At 66.4% G+C, this 16,513-nt stretch carries 14 protein-coding genes and 1 pseudogene; 10 read left to right on the top strand and 5 right to left on the bottom strand.

From position 1 onward, the window contains the following. Positions 1–2: 2 nt before the first annotated feature. The 3 genes from A5771_RS05450 to A5771_RS05440 all read right to left on the bottom strand — a co-directional run bounded on the left by A5771_RS05450 (position 3) and on the right by A5771_RS05440 (position 3,660). Positions 3–1,115, bottom strand: a complete 1,113-nt coding sequence (locus A5771_RS05450; protein WP_064854172.1) for an ABC transporter substrate-binding protein — start codon at positions 1,113–1,115, stop codon at positions 3–5. A gap of 62 nt (positions 1,116–1,177) precedes the next feature. Continuing rightward, positions 1,178–1,987 carry a CbbQ/NirQ/NorQ/GpvN family protein gene (locus A5771_RS05445; RefSeq protein ID WP_064854171.1) on the bottom strand — a complete coding sequence of 270 codons (810 nt, stop codon included), beginning with the start codon at positions 1,985–1,987 and terminating at the stop codon, positions 1,178–1,180. A gap of 11 nt (positions 1,988–1,998) precedes the next feature. Further along, a complete protein-coding gene (locus A5771_RS05440; RefSeq protein WP_082947071.1) occupies positions 1,999–3,660 on the bottom strand; it encodes a nitric oxide reductase activation protein NorD in 1,662 nt (553 codons plus the stop codon). 87 nt (positions 3,661–3,747) lie between these two features. Between A5771_RS05440 and A5771_RS05435 the strand changes: the two genes are divergently transcribed. After that, entirely contained in the window at positions 3,748–4,677 is a 930-nt protein-coding gene (locus A5771_RS05435) for an SDR family NAD(P)-dependent oxidoreductase (RefSeq protein ID WP_064854170.1), read from the top strand. 3 nt (positions 4,678–4,680) lie between these two features. On the opposite strand, the gene A5771_RS05430 is transcribed toward A5771_RS05435, so the two are convergent. Both A5771_RS05430 and A5771_RS05425 read right to left on the bottom strand, forming a co-directional pair. Beyond that, on the bottom strand, positions 4,681–5,883 hold the full coding sequence (locus tag A5771_RS05430; protein ID WP_064854169.1) for a cytochrome P450: 1,203 nt from the start codon (positions 5,881–5,883) through the stop codon (positions 4,681–4,683). Positions 5,884–5,885: 2 nt separating this feature from the next. After that, the gene (locus A5771_RS05425) at positions 5,886–6,545 is read right to left on the bottom strand and encodes a TetR/AcrR family transcriptional regulator (RefSeq protein ID WP_064854168.1); all 660 of its coding nucleotides are present in this window, start codon (positions 6,543–6,545) and stop codon (positions 5,886–5,888) included. 199 nt (positions 6,546–6,744) lie between these two features. Between A5771_RS05425 and A5771_RS05420 the strand changes: the two are divergent. From A5771_RS05420 to A5771_RS05380, 9 genes and pseudogenes are all read left to right on the top strand, one after another. Further along, a pseudogene (locus A5771_RS05420) lies at positions 6,745–7,524 on the top strand (spirocyclase AveC family protein); the annotation flags it as partial. Between the two features lie 196 nt (positions 7,525–7,720). Then, positions 7,721–8,587 carry an MlaE family ABC transporter permease gene (locus tag A5771_RS05415; RefSeq protein ID WP_064854167.1) on the top strand — a complete coding sequence of 289 codons (867 nt, stop codon included), beginning with the start codon at positions 7,721–7,723 and terminating at the stop codon, positions 8,585–8,587. 5 nt (positions 8,588–8,592) lie between these two features. Beyond that, entirely contained in the window at positions 8,593–9,450 is an 858-nt protein-coding gene (locus tag A5771_RS05410) for an ABC transporter permease (protein ID WP_064854166.1), read from the top strand. Between the two features lie 2 nt (positions 9,451–9,452). Continuing rightward, on the top strand, positions 9,453–10,865 hold the full coding sequence (locus A5771_RS05405; RefSeq protein ID WP_064854165.1) for an MlaD family protein: 1,413 nt from the start codon (positions 9,453–9,455) through the stop codon (positions 10,863–10,865). Then, positions 10,862–11,902 carry an MCE family protein gene (locus A5771_RS05400; protein WP_064854164.1) on the top strand — a complete coding sequence of 347 codons (1,041 nt, stop codon included), beginning with the start codon at positions 10,862–10,864 and terminating at the stop codon, positions 11,900–11,902. Before A5771_RS05405 ends, A5771_RS05400 begins: the two co-directional genes overlap by 4 nt. A gap of 7 nt (positions 11,903–11,909) precedes the next feature. Next, positions 11,910–12,992, top strand: coding sequence for an MCE family protein (locus A5771_RS05395; protein WP_064854163.1), 1,083 nt, complete (start codon positions 11,910–11,912; stop codon positions 12,990–12,992). After that, entirely contained in the window at positions 12,989–14,125 is a 1,137-nt protein-coding gene (locus tag A5771_RS05390; RefSeq protein WP_064854200.1) for an MlaD family protein, read from the top strand. Before A5771_RS05395 ends, A5771_RS05390 begins: the two co-directional genes overlap by 4 nt. Further along, the gene (locus tag A5771_RS05385) at positions 14,122–15,219 is read left to right on the top strand and encodes an MCE family protein (RefSeq protein ID WP_064854162.1); all 1,098 of its coding nucleotides are present in this window, start codon (positions 14,122–14,124) and stop codon (positions 15,217–15,219) included. Before A5771_RS05390 ends, A5771_RS05385 begins: the two co-directional genes overlap by 4 nt. Beyond that, on the top strand, positions 15,216–16,502 hold the full coding sequence (locus tag A5771_RS05380) for an MlaD family protein (protein WP_082947069.1): 1,287 nt from the start codon (positions 15,216–15,218) through the stop codon (positions 16,500–16,502). Before A5771_RS05385 ends, A5771_RS05380 begins: the two co-directional genes overlap by 4 nt. Positions 16,503–16,513 lie beyond the last annotated feature (11 nt).

The raw sequence follows: 16,513 nt of genomic DNA, 5'->3' as shown, positions 1-16,513 counted from the left end.
ACTTATTCCTCTCCAAAACGGTCGACGAGATGGGAGTTGACGCCGTCGGCGTCGAGTCTGCGAGCGACCAGATAGCCGGCGCCCATCCAGGCGCGGCGCGTCCAGTTGCCGAACGACACCCTGGTGCCCGGCGCCCCGGAGGCGGCGGGCATCATCTTCACCCGCTCCAGGGCTTCCTTGACCCCGCGCGGGCTCAGCGGATGCGCGGCGGCCAGGGCCCGCACCAAAGTCATCGCCACGTCCCGGTTGACCACCGACACGCACCACTCGGTGCGGCGGCCGTAGGCCTGTTCGTACTCGTCGAGGAACGCCTGACCGACCGGATTGCCCTCGTCGTACTGGTCGATACCGACCCAGCCCATGAACGCGTTCCACATGACCGGGTTGATCCAGGCGTTCTGGAACGCGGTGCAGGTGAAACGGGGCGGGTCCCAGTTCAACTCCTGCAGCGCCGGGTTGATGAAGACCACGCCGAACCCGAAGCCGCAGTGCACGATCGCCGGGGCCTTGGCTTCGTGCAGGGTGCGTACCGCCGCTGAGACGTCTTGGGCGGTCTGGGCGATCGTCGCCTCGGCCACGATCCGAATGCCCTTGCGCCGGCAGGCTTCGCGGAAGTTCTTCAGATAGGTTTCGCCCACCAGCGACTGTTCTTTGAGCACCCCGACCTCGGTGTGCCCCCCTTTGGCCAGCAGGTCCGTCCAGAAGATCGGCTCATCGGTCAGCGATCCCTGCGGAAACGCGAAGAACCACTCCCCCAGCGCCTCGTCGGATCCGGTGACCGACAGGCACGGCACCTTGAAGCGCTCCTCGATCGCCTCGCGGGTCGGCACGCAGTTATCGGTGATGTGCGGTCCGAAGATCGCCAGGCAGCCCTCGTCGCAGAGTTCGCCGTAAGCATCGATGACGGCCTTGACCGAACCCTTGGGCAGACCCTCGACCTCGCGGTAGACGATCTCGATCGGCCGGTCCAGCAGGCCCCGTTCGGTCGCCTGCTTGAACACCAGGTCGAACGGTTGGGTCAGGTCTTCGAAATAGCTCTTCGGGAAGCCATCGGGGAGCCGGAAGTCCATCAGATAACCGATCTTGATCGGTTCCGCGGCGCTCTCGTAGGACATCTCGCCTCCGTGACGAACCTAATATTTGTTCAAACCTTAGCGCGCGGCCCGCGGACCGTCAATCACCTCTCCGGCAGGTACGCGTCGATCATCTCCACCAGGCCGCTGGTCACCAGGGAGTCATCGGTCAGCGGGCCGGCGACGGCGGCCCGGGCCGCCTCGCGGGGGGTCAGCCCCTCGGCGATCAGCCGACCGGCGGCGATCAACACCCGGGTCGACGCCACCTCGCGCAGCCCGCCGGTCTCCACGCGACGGATCGCCTGCCCGAGCCGGACCAGCTCAGCGGCCCGCTCGTGATCGACGCCGGCCTCGCAGGCAAGGATTTTCTCCTCGACTTCGGTTGCGGGAAAGCCGAATTCGATAGCCACCATGCGCTGGCGCGTAGAATCCTTCAGATCCTTCAACACGCTCTGGTACCCCGGGTTATACGACACCACCAAGCCGAATCCCGGTGCGGCGTCCAGCGTCACCCCCAGCCGCTCGATCGGTAGCTGGCGGCGGTGGTCGGCCAGCGGATGCAGCACGACGGTGGTGTCCTGGCGGGCCTCCACCACTTCGTCGAGGTAACAGAGCGCCCCCTCGCGGACGGCCCTGGTCAACGGCCCATCCACCCACTCGGTCTCACCGCCGCGCAGCAGGAACCGGCCGACCAGATCGGCGGTGGTCAGATCGTCGTGGCAGGCGACGGTGATCAGCGGCCGGCCCAGATCGTGGGCCATCGCCTCCACGAAACGGGTCTTGCCGCAGCCGGTAGGCCCTTTGAGCACGATCGACAGCCCTTGCCGGTAGGCCGCTTTGAAGACTTGCTCCTCATTGCCGGTTGACACGTAGTAGGGGCGCGGTCCAGGGGGCGCAGATGTCATGTCGTTCATACCCCTTCTCTTCATGCGACCCGTCGTCGCAAGTCGGCTGAGCTCAGCGCCGACCGAAACAGCGGCCCGATCACCCGGTTGAGCTGTTCGAGCCGGGGAATGGTCGCGTGGGCGGCGCTGCCGAAAACCCGGCGCAACTCGTCGACATCGGTGGCCGCTCCGACCGTCAGGCACAGACAACCGGTACCGCGCCGGCGCGCCTCGGCCAGGGCGCGGCGGGCATCGGCCGCGCCGTAGACCCGCTCGTAGCCGTGGTCGTAGGCCAGTCCGTCGGACAGCACGACGAGCAGCCGCCGGGGCGTACCGCCACGGTCTTCCAGGACGGCCGCGCCGTGCCGGATCGCCGCACCCAGCCGCGAGTAGGCACCGGGTTTGAGACCCTGCAAACGCCGCAGCGCGAGGGCGTCGAGCGGGTCGTCGAAGCGCTTCACCGGGGTGAGGTGCACCGCCGACCTGCCCTGGGAGGCAAATGCATAGAGCGCGAGGCGATCTCCCAGATCGTGCAGAGCGGTGGCCAATGCCGCGGCTGCCGCGCGCTGTTGAGCATGCACGGTCTGACCCAGGGTGCCGGGCTCGGCCGTCGAACCAGAGACGTCCAGCAGGATCAGCACCGACAGATCGCGCCGCCTGCGCAGGCTGTCCAGGTAGACCGCTTCGTCGGGCGCCGACCCGGCGAGCACCTCCACCCGGCCCTCGATCGCCGCATCCAGATCGATGTCGTCGCCCTGCGGCTGGCGGTGGTAGCGATCCAAGCCCACGCCGAGCCGGGCCAGCGGTCGCCGCAATCCATAGTCGCCCGCCGGCGTCGCCGCGTTGCCGGTGCTCGCCGCGATTTCCAGTACGGTGCACCAGTTCTGCCGATAGCTCCGGCGATTCACGTCCCATTCGGGATAGGTCGTTCCGGTGGTGCTGCCGGCGGCGGTGTCGTCATCAAGAGCCCCGATGCCGGCAGAAGACACCGCGCTGCCGCCACGCCGTCCGGATCGGGTCCGATGCGTGGGCGCGTCGGCCCCCGGCGGGCCGTTGCCGCCCAGCCGACGGGTCACCTCGAGCATCTTGGCGACCAGCCGGCCCAGCGCGCCGCTGCCGCCGACCGGACTGGAGAAGACATCCATGACGTCCCCGGGACCGTCGTCACCGTCGTCGAGGTCGGCCAGCGGTTTACTCTGCTGACGCGGTTGATGCTGCTGGCCGGCACTCGATTCGCCGGTGTTCTTGTCGGTCAGCATCTTTCCCGGGCGGATCACACCGAACGCGTCGAGCGGAGCGTCGTCGAGCGTGCCGGCCAGCACCAGCGAGGCGGCAGGCGATTCGCTGCGGGCGGCGAGCTCCCGGTCGATTAGCGAGGCCGCCGCAGGGGGCAACAGTTCGACGTTGGCCGCCAGCGCCCGATGCCCTTCGACAGCGAGGTAGCGGGCGGTCAGGGCGCGGCGCCGAACCAGCTTGCGGACCAGGCCGGGTTCCAGACTCCCGGCTGCCAGCAGGCTGGCCTGAACCGCCACCGCCTCGAGCTGGCGGGCCGCCTCCAGGGCCGGATCGACGTAGACGGTCTTGCCGTCGGTCCACGTGGGTTCGCCGGCGTCGCCCGCTGCCACCTGCAGCGCCCGGCCGGAAAGCGCCGACGCCAACAAGCTCCAGCGCCGCAGGGATTCGCCGGCTTCGTGGTGGTTCACGGACCCCCTCGCCTATCCGGTTGACCAAATATCTGTTCCACCGTAGAGTCCGCTGCGACCACAGTCAATCGAGGGGTAGGCGCCGCGATGATCGATTTCACCGACCAGGTGGTCGTCGTCACCGGGGCAGGGCGAGGCCTGGGCCGCCTCTATGCGATAGAGCTGGCTCGACGCGGCGCCTCGGTAGTGGTCAACGACCTCGGCGGGTCGATGCACGGTGACGGCGCCGACGCCCACGTTGCCGACCTGGTGGCCGACGAGATCGCTGCTGCCGGCGGTGTCGCCGTGGCATCGCACGACTCGGTGGACAGCCCGGCCGGCGGCGAGGCGATCGTCGCCGCTGCCGTCGAGCGATTCGGCCGCCTTGATGCCGTGGTCAGCAATGCGGGGATCTTCAACAGCATTGCGTTCGAGGAGATGTCCGCTGACGACTGGCGGCGCATGCTGCGGGTGCATCTGGATGGCGGGTTCTATCTGAGTCAGCCCGCATACCGGGTGATGAAGAAGCAGGGTTATGGCCGGTTCGTGTTCATCTCCTCGTCGGGTGGCATGTTCGGCCAGCCGTTAGAAGCCCACTACGCCGCCGCCAAAGCCGGACTGGTCGGGCTCTCCAATGTCATTGCGATCGAGGGTGCCCCACTGGGAGTCCGGTCCAATACCGTGCTGCCGTTCGGGTTTTCCCGGATGGTCACCGACACGGTCGGCGACCCCAAAGCGATCGAAGAGGCCGGGTTCCTACGGGCGATCCGGCCAGAGTTGGTGGTGCCGATCGTGGTCTACCTGGCCAGCCGGGACTGCGATGTCACGCATCGAAACTACTCGGCCTGCGCCGGGCGATTCGCCCGTGTCTTCGTCGGACTCGGCCAGGGCTGGCTCCCCGAATCCGGTGCCGATCCCGCCGCCGAGGACATTGCGGCGCACCTGGCGCAGGTGTCGGCGACCGACCCGTTCACCGTTCCCGACTCCATCTTCGAGGAGGTGTTCGGCGCCTGCGATCGGCTCGGCATCGCCATGTGAGGCTCACCGGGTGACAACAGGTAGCCGCGCCCACCCCCGCACGCTGGCGGTGTGGGCGCGTTGCGCGCCCGCGTAGTCGACTTCCCAGTCGGGCCACCGCTTCAGGACCTCCTCATAGGCCACCCTGGCCTCCAATCGGGCCAACGCCGACCCGAGGCAGAAGTGCACCCCCTTGCCGAAGCTGAGGTGGCTGCCGCCGCGATGGATATCGAAGCGATCCGGGTCGGCGTACTGCCGGTGGTCACGGTTGGCGGATCCGTTGAGCAGCAACATGAACGACCCCTCCGGAACCGGCCGGCCGTAGTGCTCGGCGTCGCGGGCGACATAGCGTGCCTGCACCGGCGAGGGAGGTTCGTAGCGCAGCGTCTCCTCGACCGCGCCCGGGATCAGGGCCGGATCGGCCGCGAGTTCGCGACGTTGATCCGGATGATCCGAGAGCAACTGTGCCATGAATCCGATCAGCCGGGCCGTGGTCTCGTTTCCGGCGCCGGCGATCATGGCGGTATAGGCGAGCACCTCGGTGCGGGTCAGCAGGCGCCGGGTGCCGTCGGCCTCCTCGATCTCCGCCCGCAGCAGGTCGGTCATCAGATCATCGGAGGGGTGGTTGGCACGCCACTCGATGTACTCGGCGAACATCATGATGGTGTCGGCGAATATCTGCTGGCTGACATCACCGGGTTCGCGCCCCTCGGCCATCTCGATGAAGGAGCCGTTGCGGTCCCGGATCGCCTCCTGGTCCTTTTCCGGAATGCCCAGCAGATAGCCGATCGTGCGCATCGGCATCATCGCTCCGAGATCGGCGATGAAATCGAAGCCGCCGGCGCCGACGAGCGGGTCCAGCTCTTTGACGCAGAACTCCCGGACCAGAGGTTCTACGGCCAGCATCCGGCGAGGGGTGAAGACCCGGGACAGCAGACCGCGGTGCAGATCGTGCAGCGGCGGGTCCTCGAACAATAGGATTCCCGGCGGTACCTCGATGTTGTTGAACAAGATGTCCGCGGTGGTCCCCCGCCCGGAGCGGTAGGTCTCCCAGTTCGGCAGCTCGCGCACCACGTCCTCGTAGCGGCTCAGCGCATAAAAGTTGAATTTCTCGTTGTAGTACAACGGTGTTTCTTCACGCATGCGCTTCCACACCGGGTACGGGTCGTCATCGATGTCGCGGTCGAACGGGTCGTAGTACAGCTCGAGCGCACTGGCGCCTGTCATGGTCACACCCCTTGGTTGTTACGGTGCAGGAAGCCGTGCAGGCTCGCCTGCGTGAGTTCCTCGACGATCACTTTTCTCGACGGCGGCCGGGAGCCGAAGTAGGTCGAACGCAACGCGGCCATTCCGGCGATCATCGCCACGGTGGAGTGCGCCGGCAGATTCGGATGCGGTGACCCGATCGAGCGCAGATTCATCCCTTCCGCGCTGATCTGGCCGAGCAGGGTGATCGACCGCCGGACGTCGGCGATGCCGGCCTCGGCCGCCTCCTCCTCGGTAAGCGAATCCGATGCCATCAATGTCAGCAGCAGGCCCTGGTGACCGACGAATACGTCGTAGAGTCGCCCGACGAAGTGGCGGGCCAGCTCTTCCTCGCTGGTCTGCTCGGGGTCAAGCGACTGCCACGTCTGACCGAATTCTTCGACGAAGCCGATGAACGGTGCGACGAGCGCCTCCCGGAACAGCGTCGCCTTCGAGCCGAAGTGGCGGAACAGCAGCGGTTCGGTGACGCCGGCCGCCTGCGCGATCTCCCGCGTCGTGGTGCTGCGGTAGTCCTGGCGGGCGAAGAGGTCTCGTGCGGCATCAAGCAGCAGCCGGCGCGGTTCGCCACGGGGCCGTCGGACCGCCACCGTACTCCGTCCGGCGCCGGAGGTTCGCTGGGACAACCTGATTCACTCCTCGAATCTCACTCGACATCAGACGAATTTAGGATAGTCTCTGCTATCTAGAAAGGATAGTATCCACTACCTACCGAAATGCTGTGAAGGAGGCGGACGTGGGCGCTGTCATCATGTTGGGCACCCTGCTCGGGTTGATCGCACTGATCTACGGAGTGGTGCTCTACTTCGACCCGGAGGCCCGCCGGTGAGCGCCGGGCTGGCGCCGTCGCTTGCGGCCGCCCAGATCTTCTCCTACGTCACCGGAATCGCGTTCTTCGCGGTAGGTGTCTACCTGAGTTACCGTCGCCGGCATCTACACCCGCTGTTGCTGCTCTGCATCTCGGCGCTCTCGTTCTCTTGGATCGAGGCCCCCTACGACTGGGCGATGTATGCGCAATTCCCGCCGGAGCTGCCCCGGATGCCGTCATGGTGGCCGCTGAACATGACCTGGGGCGGTCTCCCGTTGGCCGTGCCCATCGGCTACATGTCCTACTTCCTCGTGCCGGCCCTGATCGGGTCCTCGCTCGGACGCCGAGTGGCCGCGGGATTCGGCTGGCGCCGCCCTGTCACGCTGCTGACGGTCGGTCTAATCGTCGGCTTCTGCTGGGCGTTTCTGTTCAACGGCATGTTGGGCGCCCGGCTCGGCAATTTCTCCTATGGCTACGTCATCCCAGGTCTGGCATTGAGCGAAGGGACGCCGCAGCAGTATCCGCTGTACGACGCCCTGGCCATGGGCGTGCAGATGATGGTCTTCACCTATCTGCTCGGGCGAACGGACGCGCAGGGCCGCAACGTCATCGAGGCGTGGGCCGACAACCGCTCGACGACCCGATGGAAATCGTCGGTGTTGTCCATCGTCGCCGTCATCGTGATCGGAAACGGACTGTACGGAGCGGTGTTCGCCCCGCATCTAGCCACCAAGCTCGGCGGTTGGGTGACCTCGGGCCCGAGCGAGCAACTGTTCCCGGGCGTACCGAACCAGCCGATCCACGGCCTCTGGCGAGAAGCCGACACCGCGCCCGACAAAGCGTTGACCATACCGGCAGCGCACGATAGGCTCCGCTGACGAAACCAAACATTGGGTCCGCTGTGCCGAAGCGTTGGCAGAGCGGTTGCAGCAGTCTGGCCGGTTTGGCCCGTAGCTCGGTCAACGGCTTGGCGTTCGGAACGGGGAGGGTCCGCTGACTGTCTCATCGGAGCGCGAAGACGAGATCGACGGGCGGTCGCCCCTTGCCGAAGTCGGTGCCTGGGGGCGGTCCTATGTCCGGGCGCACCCGCTGCGGTCGCTGGGCACGGTGGGCGGTCAGGCGATCCTCGGCCTGCGTACCGTGCAGTACCTTTTCATCGATCTGTTCACCGGACGTTTCGCGGTTTCGGAGTTCGTCAAGCAGGCTGCGTTCATGGCCGGTACCGCCTTGGTCCCGACACTGCTGGTGACGATTCCGGTCGGGGTCACGCTCTCGATTCAGTTCGCCGTACTCGCCGGGCAGGTCGGCGCCGAATCTCTCTCGGGCGCCGCCAACGGGCTGGTGGTGATCCGCCAAGGAGCGCCCCTGGTCGCCGCGATATTGCTGGCGGCAGCGGTCGGCTCGGCGGTGAGCGCAGACCTCGGGTCGCGGACGATGCGCGAGGAAGTCGCGGCGATGGAGGTCATGGGGGTTTCGGTGATCCGCCGACTGGTGGTTCCCCGTTTCGCCGCACTGATCTTGGTGGGCGTCGCGCTGACCGGGCTGGCGACGTGCGCCGGCTTCTTCGTCGGCTACCTGTTCAACGTGTTCGTGCAGAGCGGAACTCCGGGATCGTTCGTTGCCACCTTCGCCTCCTTCGCGACCGTCGACGACCTCTTCCTGGCTTTGGCCAAGGCGATCGCCTTCGGAGCGATCGTCGCGGTGGTGGCCTGCCACAAAGGTTTGGACACCCGCGGAGGGCCGGCCGGGGTCGCCAATTCGGTGAACGCCGCGGTGGTCGAATCGATTCTGCTGCTGATGATCGTCAACGTCGGAATGAGCCAGTTGTATCTGCTGCTCTTCCCCAAAGCGAGCCTGTAAGCGCGATGACCGTAGCCGTCTACCGCCCTCGTGCGGTTCACCACCTCCTTCGAACGGCCGAAATCGTGTGGCTGCCCGTGGCCAAGGGCGGCCACATGCTGGACTTCATCTGTCGTGTGGTGCTGGCGGTGCCGGTCATGCTGGCTCGTTACCGCCGGGAGTTCTTCCGCAATCTGTCCGATATCGCCTGGGGCAACGGGGCGCTCGTGGTGGGCGGCGGCACCATGGGCGTCTCCGTGGTGCTGGGTATCACCGCCGGCGCGCTGCTGGCCATCGAGGGCTACAACGCGCTGAACCTGTTGGGCCTCGGGCCGGCGACCGGGCTGTTGTCCTCGTGGGGCTCCACCCGCGAGTTGGTGCCGGTCATGATCGCGATCGCCTTCACCACCCAGGCGGGCTGCCGTTTCACCGCTCAACTGGGCGCCATGCGCATTGCCGAGGAGATCGACGCGATGGATGCCCTGGCGATCAAACCGATTCCGTACCTGGTGACCACGCGGGTGGCAGCGTCGGTTCTGGCTGCCATCCCGTTGTTCCTGGTATGCCTGGCGGCGGCGTATCTGTCCGCGCAGGTCGTGGTCGGCATCATCGCCGACACCTCCGCAGGTACCTACGGCCACTACTTCGCCCTGTTCAGCAGCGGACGTGACGTCTTCTACGCCACCATCAAGGGAGTCATCTTCATCTTCTTCGCCGCCGTGATCCAGTGCTACTACGGCTATTTCGCCTCAGGCGGCCCGCAGGGAGTGGGAGTGGCAGCCGGTCATGCGATGCGGGCCACCATCACGGTGGTGATCATCTTGAATGCGCTGCTGACCATGGCGATGTGGGGCGTCAACGCCGGCGCCAGGTTCGGAGGCTGACGATGCCGAACTCCTTCGAGGCCAATGATGGTGGGCCCTCCAACGCCCGGTTGTTCCTCGACGGGCTGGCACTACTGGCGATCGTCGCCGTCGCCGCGACACTGATGATCGCGCAGTCCCAGGGCGTGCTGCAGCATGCCGTGCGGGTCAGCGCCGAACTCGTCAATGTCGGTGACGGCCTGCCGGTGAAGTCCGACGTCAAGTTCCGGGGCATGCTGGTCGGATTCGTCTCGGCCGTCACCCCCGCTGCGACGGGCCATCCCAACCTGGTGCGACTCGATCTGAGCCCCGCACACGCGCCCGGCATTCCCGCCACGGTGACCGCCCGAGTGGTGCCGTCGAACGTCTTCGCGGTGTCCTCGGTGCAACTGGTCGACAACGGCCCACATTCGGCCCCCGTGCGCACCGGAGCTGTGATCAAAGAAGATCAGGCCCTGCCGACCGTGCTCTTCCAGACCACGCTGAACAAGTTCCGCCAGGTGCTCGCATCGGTGGGGCGCCAGCCCACCGGCGACAGCGTGGGATGGCTCACCGCCCTGGGCGAGGCGACCAGCGGTCGGGGCGATCGGCTACAGCGTGCCGGAGGCGATCTGAACGAGATCGTCAACCAGCTCAACACCGTCGTCACCGACGACGCCATCGGCCCGTCGACCATGTCCGCGCTCACCGCGGCCACCGCCGCCCTGGGGCAGACCGCGCCGGAGCTACTCGACGCTCTCGATAACGCGGTCCAGCCGATGCGGACTCTTGCCGAAAAGCGTTCAGAGCTGATGAATCTGCTCTCGGTCGGGCTGGGCACCGCCGGAGTGCTCGGCGAGGCCTTCGACAACAACACCGACCGGATGATGGATATCTCCACGAAGCTGACACCGGTGCTGGGCGTGCTGGGCGATCACGCCGAGACCCTGCACGGTATCTCGACTCGGTTGACCACACTGGTCGGCCGGGTCATGGACGTCGCCTGGAATTACGACACCAATCAGCTGCAGGCCAAAGCCGTCATCTCGTTGAACCCGACCCGGACCTATGTGCGCTCGGACTGCCCCCGCTACGGGGACATGCTCGGGCCCAGTTGTTTCACCGCTCCCGAGGTCCCCACCGCACCGGCATTGACGCCGTCGCTGGAAACCCGCGGCTTTCCGCTGCCCCCCGGCATCACCGAGAACCGGCCGAATTTCGCACCACCACGCTTCTCTGTCCTGCCCCCGCCCGCCGGCCCCGAACCGGAAGCACCGGAGCCGGTGCAACCGCAGTCATTCGGCGGCAACGTCGGCCCGGTCGGCAGTAGCACCGAGAAGCAACAGCTCAAGGTCATCATGGGCGATCAGGCCAACGTGGGCGCCGAAATCCTGCTGACGCCGCTGCTTCGCGGCACCACGGTGCGGTTGACGGCGAGCGCGGGCGGTGCCCGATGAGGTACCGCAAGGCGCTGCTCGGATTGAGTTTGTTCCTGGTGCTCTCCCTCACCGCGACATGGCTGGTCTTCGTCACGCTGCGCCGAGAAGTCTCCGGCCCGACCAACACCTACAGCGCGATGTTCACCGACGTATCCGGACTGCACAGCGGCGATGACGTACGCACCGCAGGCGTTCGGGTGGGACGCGTCGACCGGGTGGAGTTGGACGGCACCCTGGCCAGAGTCACATTCCGAGTTCCGAAGGCCCACGCCCTCTACGACGACACCACCGCCTCGGTGACCTACCAGAACATCATCGGCCAGCGTTATCTCGGGCTCTCCCCCGGAACCGGCGACTCCCCCAAGGCGTTACCAGACCACGGCATCATCCCCGTCGAGCGCACCAACCCGTCGTTCGACATCTCCCATCTGCTCAACGGATTCGAGCCGCTGTTCACCCTCTTGAGCCCGCGGCAGGTCGACAACCTCACCGGTGGCATCATTGCGGCACTGCAAGGCGATTCCGCGTCGGTAGTGACCCTGATCAGTCAGACCTCAGCTCTGGCCGAATCGTTCGCCGGGCCCGATCAGGTCCTCGGCGACGTCATCGCCAACCTCGACGAGATCACCGCGATCCTGGCGCGCCAAGACCGGGACCTGCAATCGGTGATCGACTACTCCCGCACCGCATTATCGACACTGGCTGCGCGGCGCGACGAGTTGGCGGCATCGACCGGTTCGATCACCCAGGCAACCGATCGCCTGTCGGTTCTGCTGGATGCGATCTATCCGCAGCTTGCGGAGTTTCTGGCGCGCGAGCCCGGATTCGTGGGGCATCTCACCGGCGAAGGCCGGCAGCGGTTCGCCCACTACGGGGCGAATCTGGTGCTGGTGCTCAAAGGCCTTGCCCGAGCAACCCAGAGCGGAAGCTATATCGACGGCTACATCTGCGACATCAACTCCACGGTGTTCGCGTTCTTGGGCCGGGTCATCCCCGGCACCGTCAAACTGGCCTCCCCGGGCAACATCGTCCAACACTCACCGATCTGCAGGTAGGACGGCGATGTCACCGAGACCCAAGCGCGCGATCGAGGGCTACAACCCGATCTGGGTGGGCACCATCACGGTGGCAATCATGGCCGTGGTCGTCACCGCACTCGTCGGCATCGGCAAGTTGGCACTGGGGCACTCCGGGTATCGGGCCGAGTTCGCGCAGGCCGCCCAACTGCGGCCCGGGGATCAGGTCACAGTGGCGGGAATCGAGGTCGGCACCGTCAAAGACGTCGCGCTCACCGGCGATCACGTCACGGTGAAATTCACCGTCGGCAACGGTGTGCGGGTCGGCGATGCCTCCCGAGCGGCGATCAAGCTGACCACCCTGCTGGGGCGGCGCTACCTCGAGTTGTCCCCCGCCGGAGACGGCGAACTGCGTTCTCGCACCATCGCCTTGGCCAACACGTCGGTGCCCTACAACCTGCAGGCCACCCTGGCCGACGCAACCACCACCTTCGAACAGGTCGACGCCGACCGCATCGCCGCCTCCATGGCCGAGATGAGCAACGGCCTCGCCGGTGTGCCTGAGGCACTGCCGGAGGCCCTGCAGAACGTCCAATCCCTGGCCACCGTGATCGCCACCCGGCGCGATCAGATCGGGTCCCTGCTCCAGAACGTCGACACCATCACCGGGTTGATCCGCGACCAGAAGGCCGACCTCGGCGCGCTGGTCATCCAGGGCCGCGACCTGCTCCAGACGATCAACGCCCGGCAGGCGTCGCTACACCGCTTGCTCGACGGCACCACCGCCCTGGTCGACACCGTGAAAACGATCCTGGGCGACGAACCCGCGATCAACGAACTGCTGGCCAACATGCAGCAATTCGCGCAGATGGCCGCCAGCCACGACGCGCTGGTCCGCAATACGCTGCAGGTGATGCCGGTGGCGTTCCGCAACCTCGCCAACGCCAGCGGCAGCGGTACCGCGCTCGACATAAACCTGCCGGCCGGGGTGCTCATCGACTCGTGGATGTGTGCACTCAGCGGACGCGGAAAGCAATTCGGGCTGGCGCAGTACTTCACCGATTGCCAACCCGCCGGGGACCCGTTCCCGGGCTGGCCGCCGCCGGACCCGGCGAGGCTGCCCAGATGACCGCCATTACCACCCGTACCAGGTCGATCGCGATCGGGCTGGCACTCCTCGCCGTCGCCGGAATACTGCTGTGGCACTTAGCATCCGGTAATCGGCAGCGGGCTTTGACCGTCACGGCGCAGTTCGAAGAAGCCGTCGGGCTCTACGAGGGCAATGCGGTGTCCATCCTCGGCATGCCGGTCGGCAAGGTCACCGAAATCGTTCCCAAAGACAGCTACGTCGAGGTGAAACTCGTCATCGACAAAAACGTCGACATCCCCGCCGACGTTCAGGCGGTCACCGTCGCGACGTCCATCCTGACCGATCGGCACGTCGAGCTGACACCGCCGTACGGCGGTGGCCCCAAGCTGCGCGACCGGGATGTCATCAGCCTTCCCCGTACCAGAACGCCCGTCGAGTTCGATCGCACCCTGGCCATGGCCGACAAGCTCTCTCGCGCTTTGGAGGGCGACGGCCAGGGCCACGGCCCGCTCGCCAACTTGATCGGGATCGGCGCCAAGATCTCCTCCGGTAGCGGGCCCGACATCAAGTCCGCTCTCGATCAACTCTCCCAAGCGCTGCGGCTGAGCTCCGACAACGGCGCGGCCACCGGAAAGTCCATCGCGTCGATCGCTGCCAGCCTCGCCGACTTGACCCAGGCCGCCGCCGACAATGACACCGCGATCCGGGAATTCGGCTCGAACATCCGCGCGCTCAGCGACCTGATCGCCGCCGAAAACCTCGGCGCGGGCAGCACCGGCGCCAAGGCCAACCAGATCCTCGACCAGGCGGCCGCACTCCTGGAGAAGAACCGCGACACCCTCAAGGGAACCGTCAGTGATTTCGGTTCCCTCACCGTCGCCCTCAACGACAACCGCCGCCAGGTCGAAGAGATCCTCGATGTACTACCGCTGGTGGGCACCAACATCTACAACGCCGTCGATCCCAGTGGTCACACACTGCGGATCCATCCCACGCTCGACAAACTCATGCTCAACGGCCAAATGGCGAAGGAGATCTGCAATCTCGCCGGGATCAAGGATCTGGGCTGCGCCACCGGGACGGTCGCCGACAACGCGCCCGCGTTCGGCACCACCTTCTTCGTGGAGGGAATGACGGGACTACTCGAACACATGGCGGGAGTCGCAAAATGATGCGGACCGTGGTGGCAGCCGGTATGGCGCTGACGCTCTCTGGGTGTGCCGGGGGTCTGGCCAGCATCCCGCTGCCCGCGCCGGGGCGCATCGACGGCGATATCACCTTGACGGCGGTGTTCACCAACGCGTTGAACCTGCCGGTGAAGGCGAAGGTCAAACTCAACGGCGCCGATATCGGTGAAGTCCAATCCCTTAAGGCCCAGAACTTCTCCGCGCACGTGACGATGAAGGTCAGCGCCAACGCACCGCTGTACGCCGACACCATCGCCGAGCTGCGATCGGCGACTCCTCTCGGCGATATCTTCATCGCGGTGCGACGCGGTCCGGATGCGACTGCGGATTCTGCGCGCCTAGTCGACGGCGACACCATCGCGGCAGACCACACCACCTCCGCCGCGACCATCGAAGACGTCCTTGGTTCGGCCGCTCTCCTGGTCAACGGCGGCGCGATCCGCCGGCTGGTCTCCACCGTCAACGGCGCAGGAGCTGCAGTAGGCGGGCGGGGCGAAAAGGTCGCCGCACTGCTGCACAACTCCAACACTTTGCTGTCGCGGTTCAACGCCCGCTCAACGCAGATCGACCAGGCGTTGCGCAACACCTCAGATCTGGCCGCCACCCTGACCGCTCGCCGTGACACCCTCCACACGGCGCTCGCCGGGGCCACGCCGGCCACGGCCACCCTGGCCGACAACGCCACCAACCTCGCCGACATGGTTTCTGCTGCCGGCCGGATCACCCGGCAGCTCAACCGCTTTCCCTCGATGCAGGGTACCGATACGCGCAGCACCATCAGCGATCTCAACCGGCTCTCGGATGTTTTCAACCAGATCTCGACCGACCCCGATCTGAATCTGAACATCTGGAATCGGATGATCACCGGGATTACCCACATCACCAGCGGACCGGACATCCACGCCGTCGGAATCGTCACCCAGCTGGCGATCGGCGCGCTGCCCGATAAGAACTATCCCGGCGATCCGGGCATCCACGGCCCAGACGGCACCGACTGGCATGCCATGATCGGCAGCCTCCGATACGAGTGGAATCTGTTGTTGAGCCGCATCTACGGGCCCGAGCATCAGCCACGATGATGAACAGCACCCTGCACCTGTTGGAAGGACCGGCACGACTGCTGGTCGATTCGGCCGGGGCCTGCAAGCGCCACCGCGTCGCGGTGTCGGTGACCGGCATCATCGTGACCCTGATCGCCGTTCTGGCCTACATCATCGGCGGAACGCTGGGCATCAGCCCGTTCCGTTCCACCATCGCCGTACACGTACACCTGCGCGAATCCGGCGGCCTGCTACCCAACCAGGACGTCACGCTGCGGGGCGTGCGGGTCGGCAAGGTCGCCGCGGTAGAACTCGGCGAAACCGGAGTCGTGGCCACGGTCGAGATCGACAGTCGCAAACGGGTGCCGCAGAACAGTCTCGTCCGGGTCTCCGCGCTGTCCGCGGCCGGCGAGCAGTACCTGGACTTCCAGCCCGAGCAGCCCGGCGCACCGGCCCTGACCGACGGGGCCGTCATCGCCGAGGACCACACCGCGGTACCGGTGCCGCTGGCGCAACTGCTGGCCGACGCCAATGGACTGCTGGCACAGGTGGACCCGCAGCAGCTCGCCGCCATCACCACTGAACTTCGGGTGTCGAATCAAGGGCCGGCCAAGCTCGCTGCCCTACTCGACGGCGGGGCCTTCCTCATCTCGACCCTGGACTCGGTGCTTCCCCAGACGGTGAGCGTCCTGCGGACCAGCCGCACCGTTTTGACCACCGTCGTCGACAGCAGCGCCGGGCTGATGCGCACCTCGCAGAACGTGCACGACATCATGCGGGGCGCGGCAGCGATGGATGGCGGGTTCCGCACGCTGGTCGATAGCGGTGATCGGCCATTCACCATGCTGGACAAGATCATCGAAGACAACTCCGACACCATGGTCCAGCTGCTGGGCAACCTCGTCACGACCGCACAACTGTCCCACGCGCGGTTGCCGGCGCTGAACGAGATCGTCAACTCCGATCGCGGCGGCTCGGCGGTAGAGGCGTTGAGCAGCGTGGTGCGCGACGGGGCGGTCTGGGTGATCGCGGATCTGTGGCCCCGGTACAGCTGCGACTACGGGCTCCCGCCCCTGCCACCGGCCATACCGAACTATCCCGAGCCGTATCTGCACACCTACTGCCAGAACCCCGATCCTTCGGTTCTGGTCCGCGGCGCCCGTAACGCGCCGCGCCCGCCGGGAGACGGCACGGCGGGCCCACCGCCGGGTTATGACCCGCTGGCACAGACCGATCCGGTCCCGGCCGACTCGCGCACCCTGCCCACACTTTTCGGCGGGGTTCCGATGCAGGTGCAACTGCCCCCGGACCCACCGAGCTGACGAAGGAGGAA

The organism is Mycolicibacter sinensis, assembly GCF_001667375.1.
GTDB classification, from domain to species: Bacteria; Actinomycetota; Actinomycetes; order Mycobacteriales; family Mycobacteriaceae; genus Mycobacterium; species Mycobacterium sinense_A.
This window is presented reverse-complemented; position numbering and strand designations above follow the sequence as displayed.

Excerpts from the sequence above, each read along its gene's own strand:
- A5771_RS05450 (WP_064854172.1), bottom strand. The coding sequence starts at position 1,115 with ATGTCCTACGAGAGCGCCGCGGAACCGATCAAGATCGGTTATCTGATG.
- A5771_RS05445 (WP_064854171.1), bottom strand. The coding sequence starts at position 1,987 with ATGAACGACATGACATCTGCGCCCCCTGGACCGCGCCCCTACTACGTG.
- A5771_RS05435 (WP_064854170.1), top strand. The coding sequence starts at position 3,748 with ATGATCGATTTCACCGACCAGGTGGTCGTCGTCACCGGGGCAGGGCGA.
- A5771_RS05430 (WP_064854169.1), bottom strand. The coding sequence starts at position 5,883 with ATGACAGGCGCCAGTGCGCTCGAGCTGTACTACGACCCGTTCGACCGC.
- A5771_RS05410 (WP_064854166.1), top strand. The coding sequence starts at position 8,593 with ATGACCGTAGCCGTCTACCGCCCTCGTGCGGTTCACCACCTCCTTCGA.
- A5771_RS05405 (WP_064854165.1), top strand. The coding sequence starts at position 9,453 with ATGCCGAACTCCTTCGAGGCCAATGATGGTGGGCCCTCCAACGCCCGG.
- A5771_RS05400 (WP_064854164.1), top strand. The coding sequence starts at position 10,862 with ATGAGGTACCGCAAGGCGCTGCTCGGATTGAGTTTGTTCCTGGTGCTC.
- A5771_RS05395 (WP_064854163.1), top strand. The coding sequence starts at position 11,910 with ATGTCACCGAGACCCAAGCGCGCGATCGAGGGCTACAACCCGATCTGG.
- A5771_RS05390 (WP_064854200.1), top strand. The coding sequence starts at position 12,989 with ATGACCGCCATTACCACCCGTACCAGGTCGATCGCGATCGGGCTGGCA.
- A5771_RS05385 (WP_064854162.1), top strand. The coding sequence starts at position 14,122 with ATGATGCGGACCGTGGTGGCAGCCGGTATGGCGCTGACGCTCTCTGGG.
- A5771_RS05380 (WP_082947069.1), top strand. The coding sequence starts at position 15,216 with ATGATGAACAGCACCCTGCACCTGTTGGAAGGACCGGCACGACTGCTG.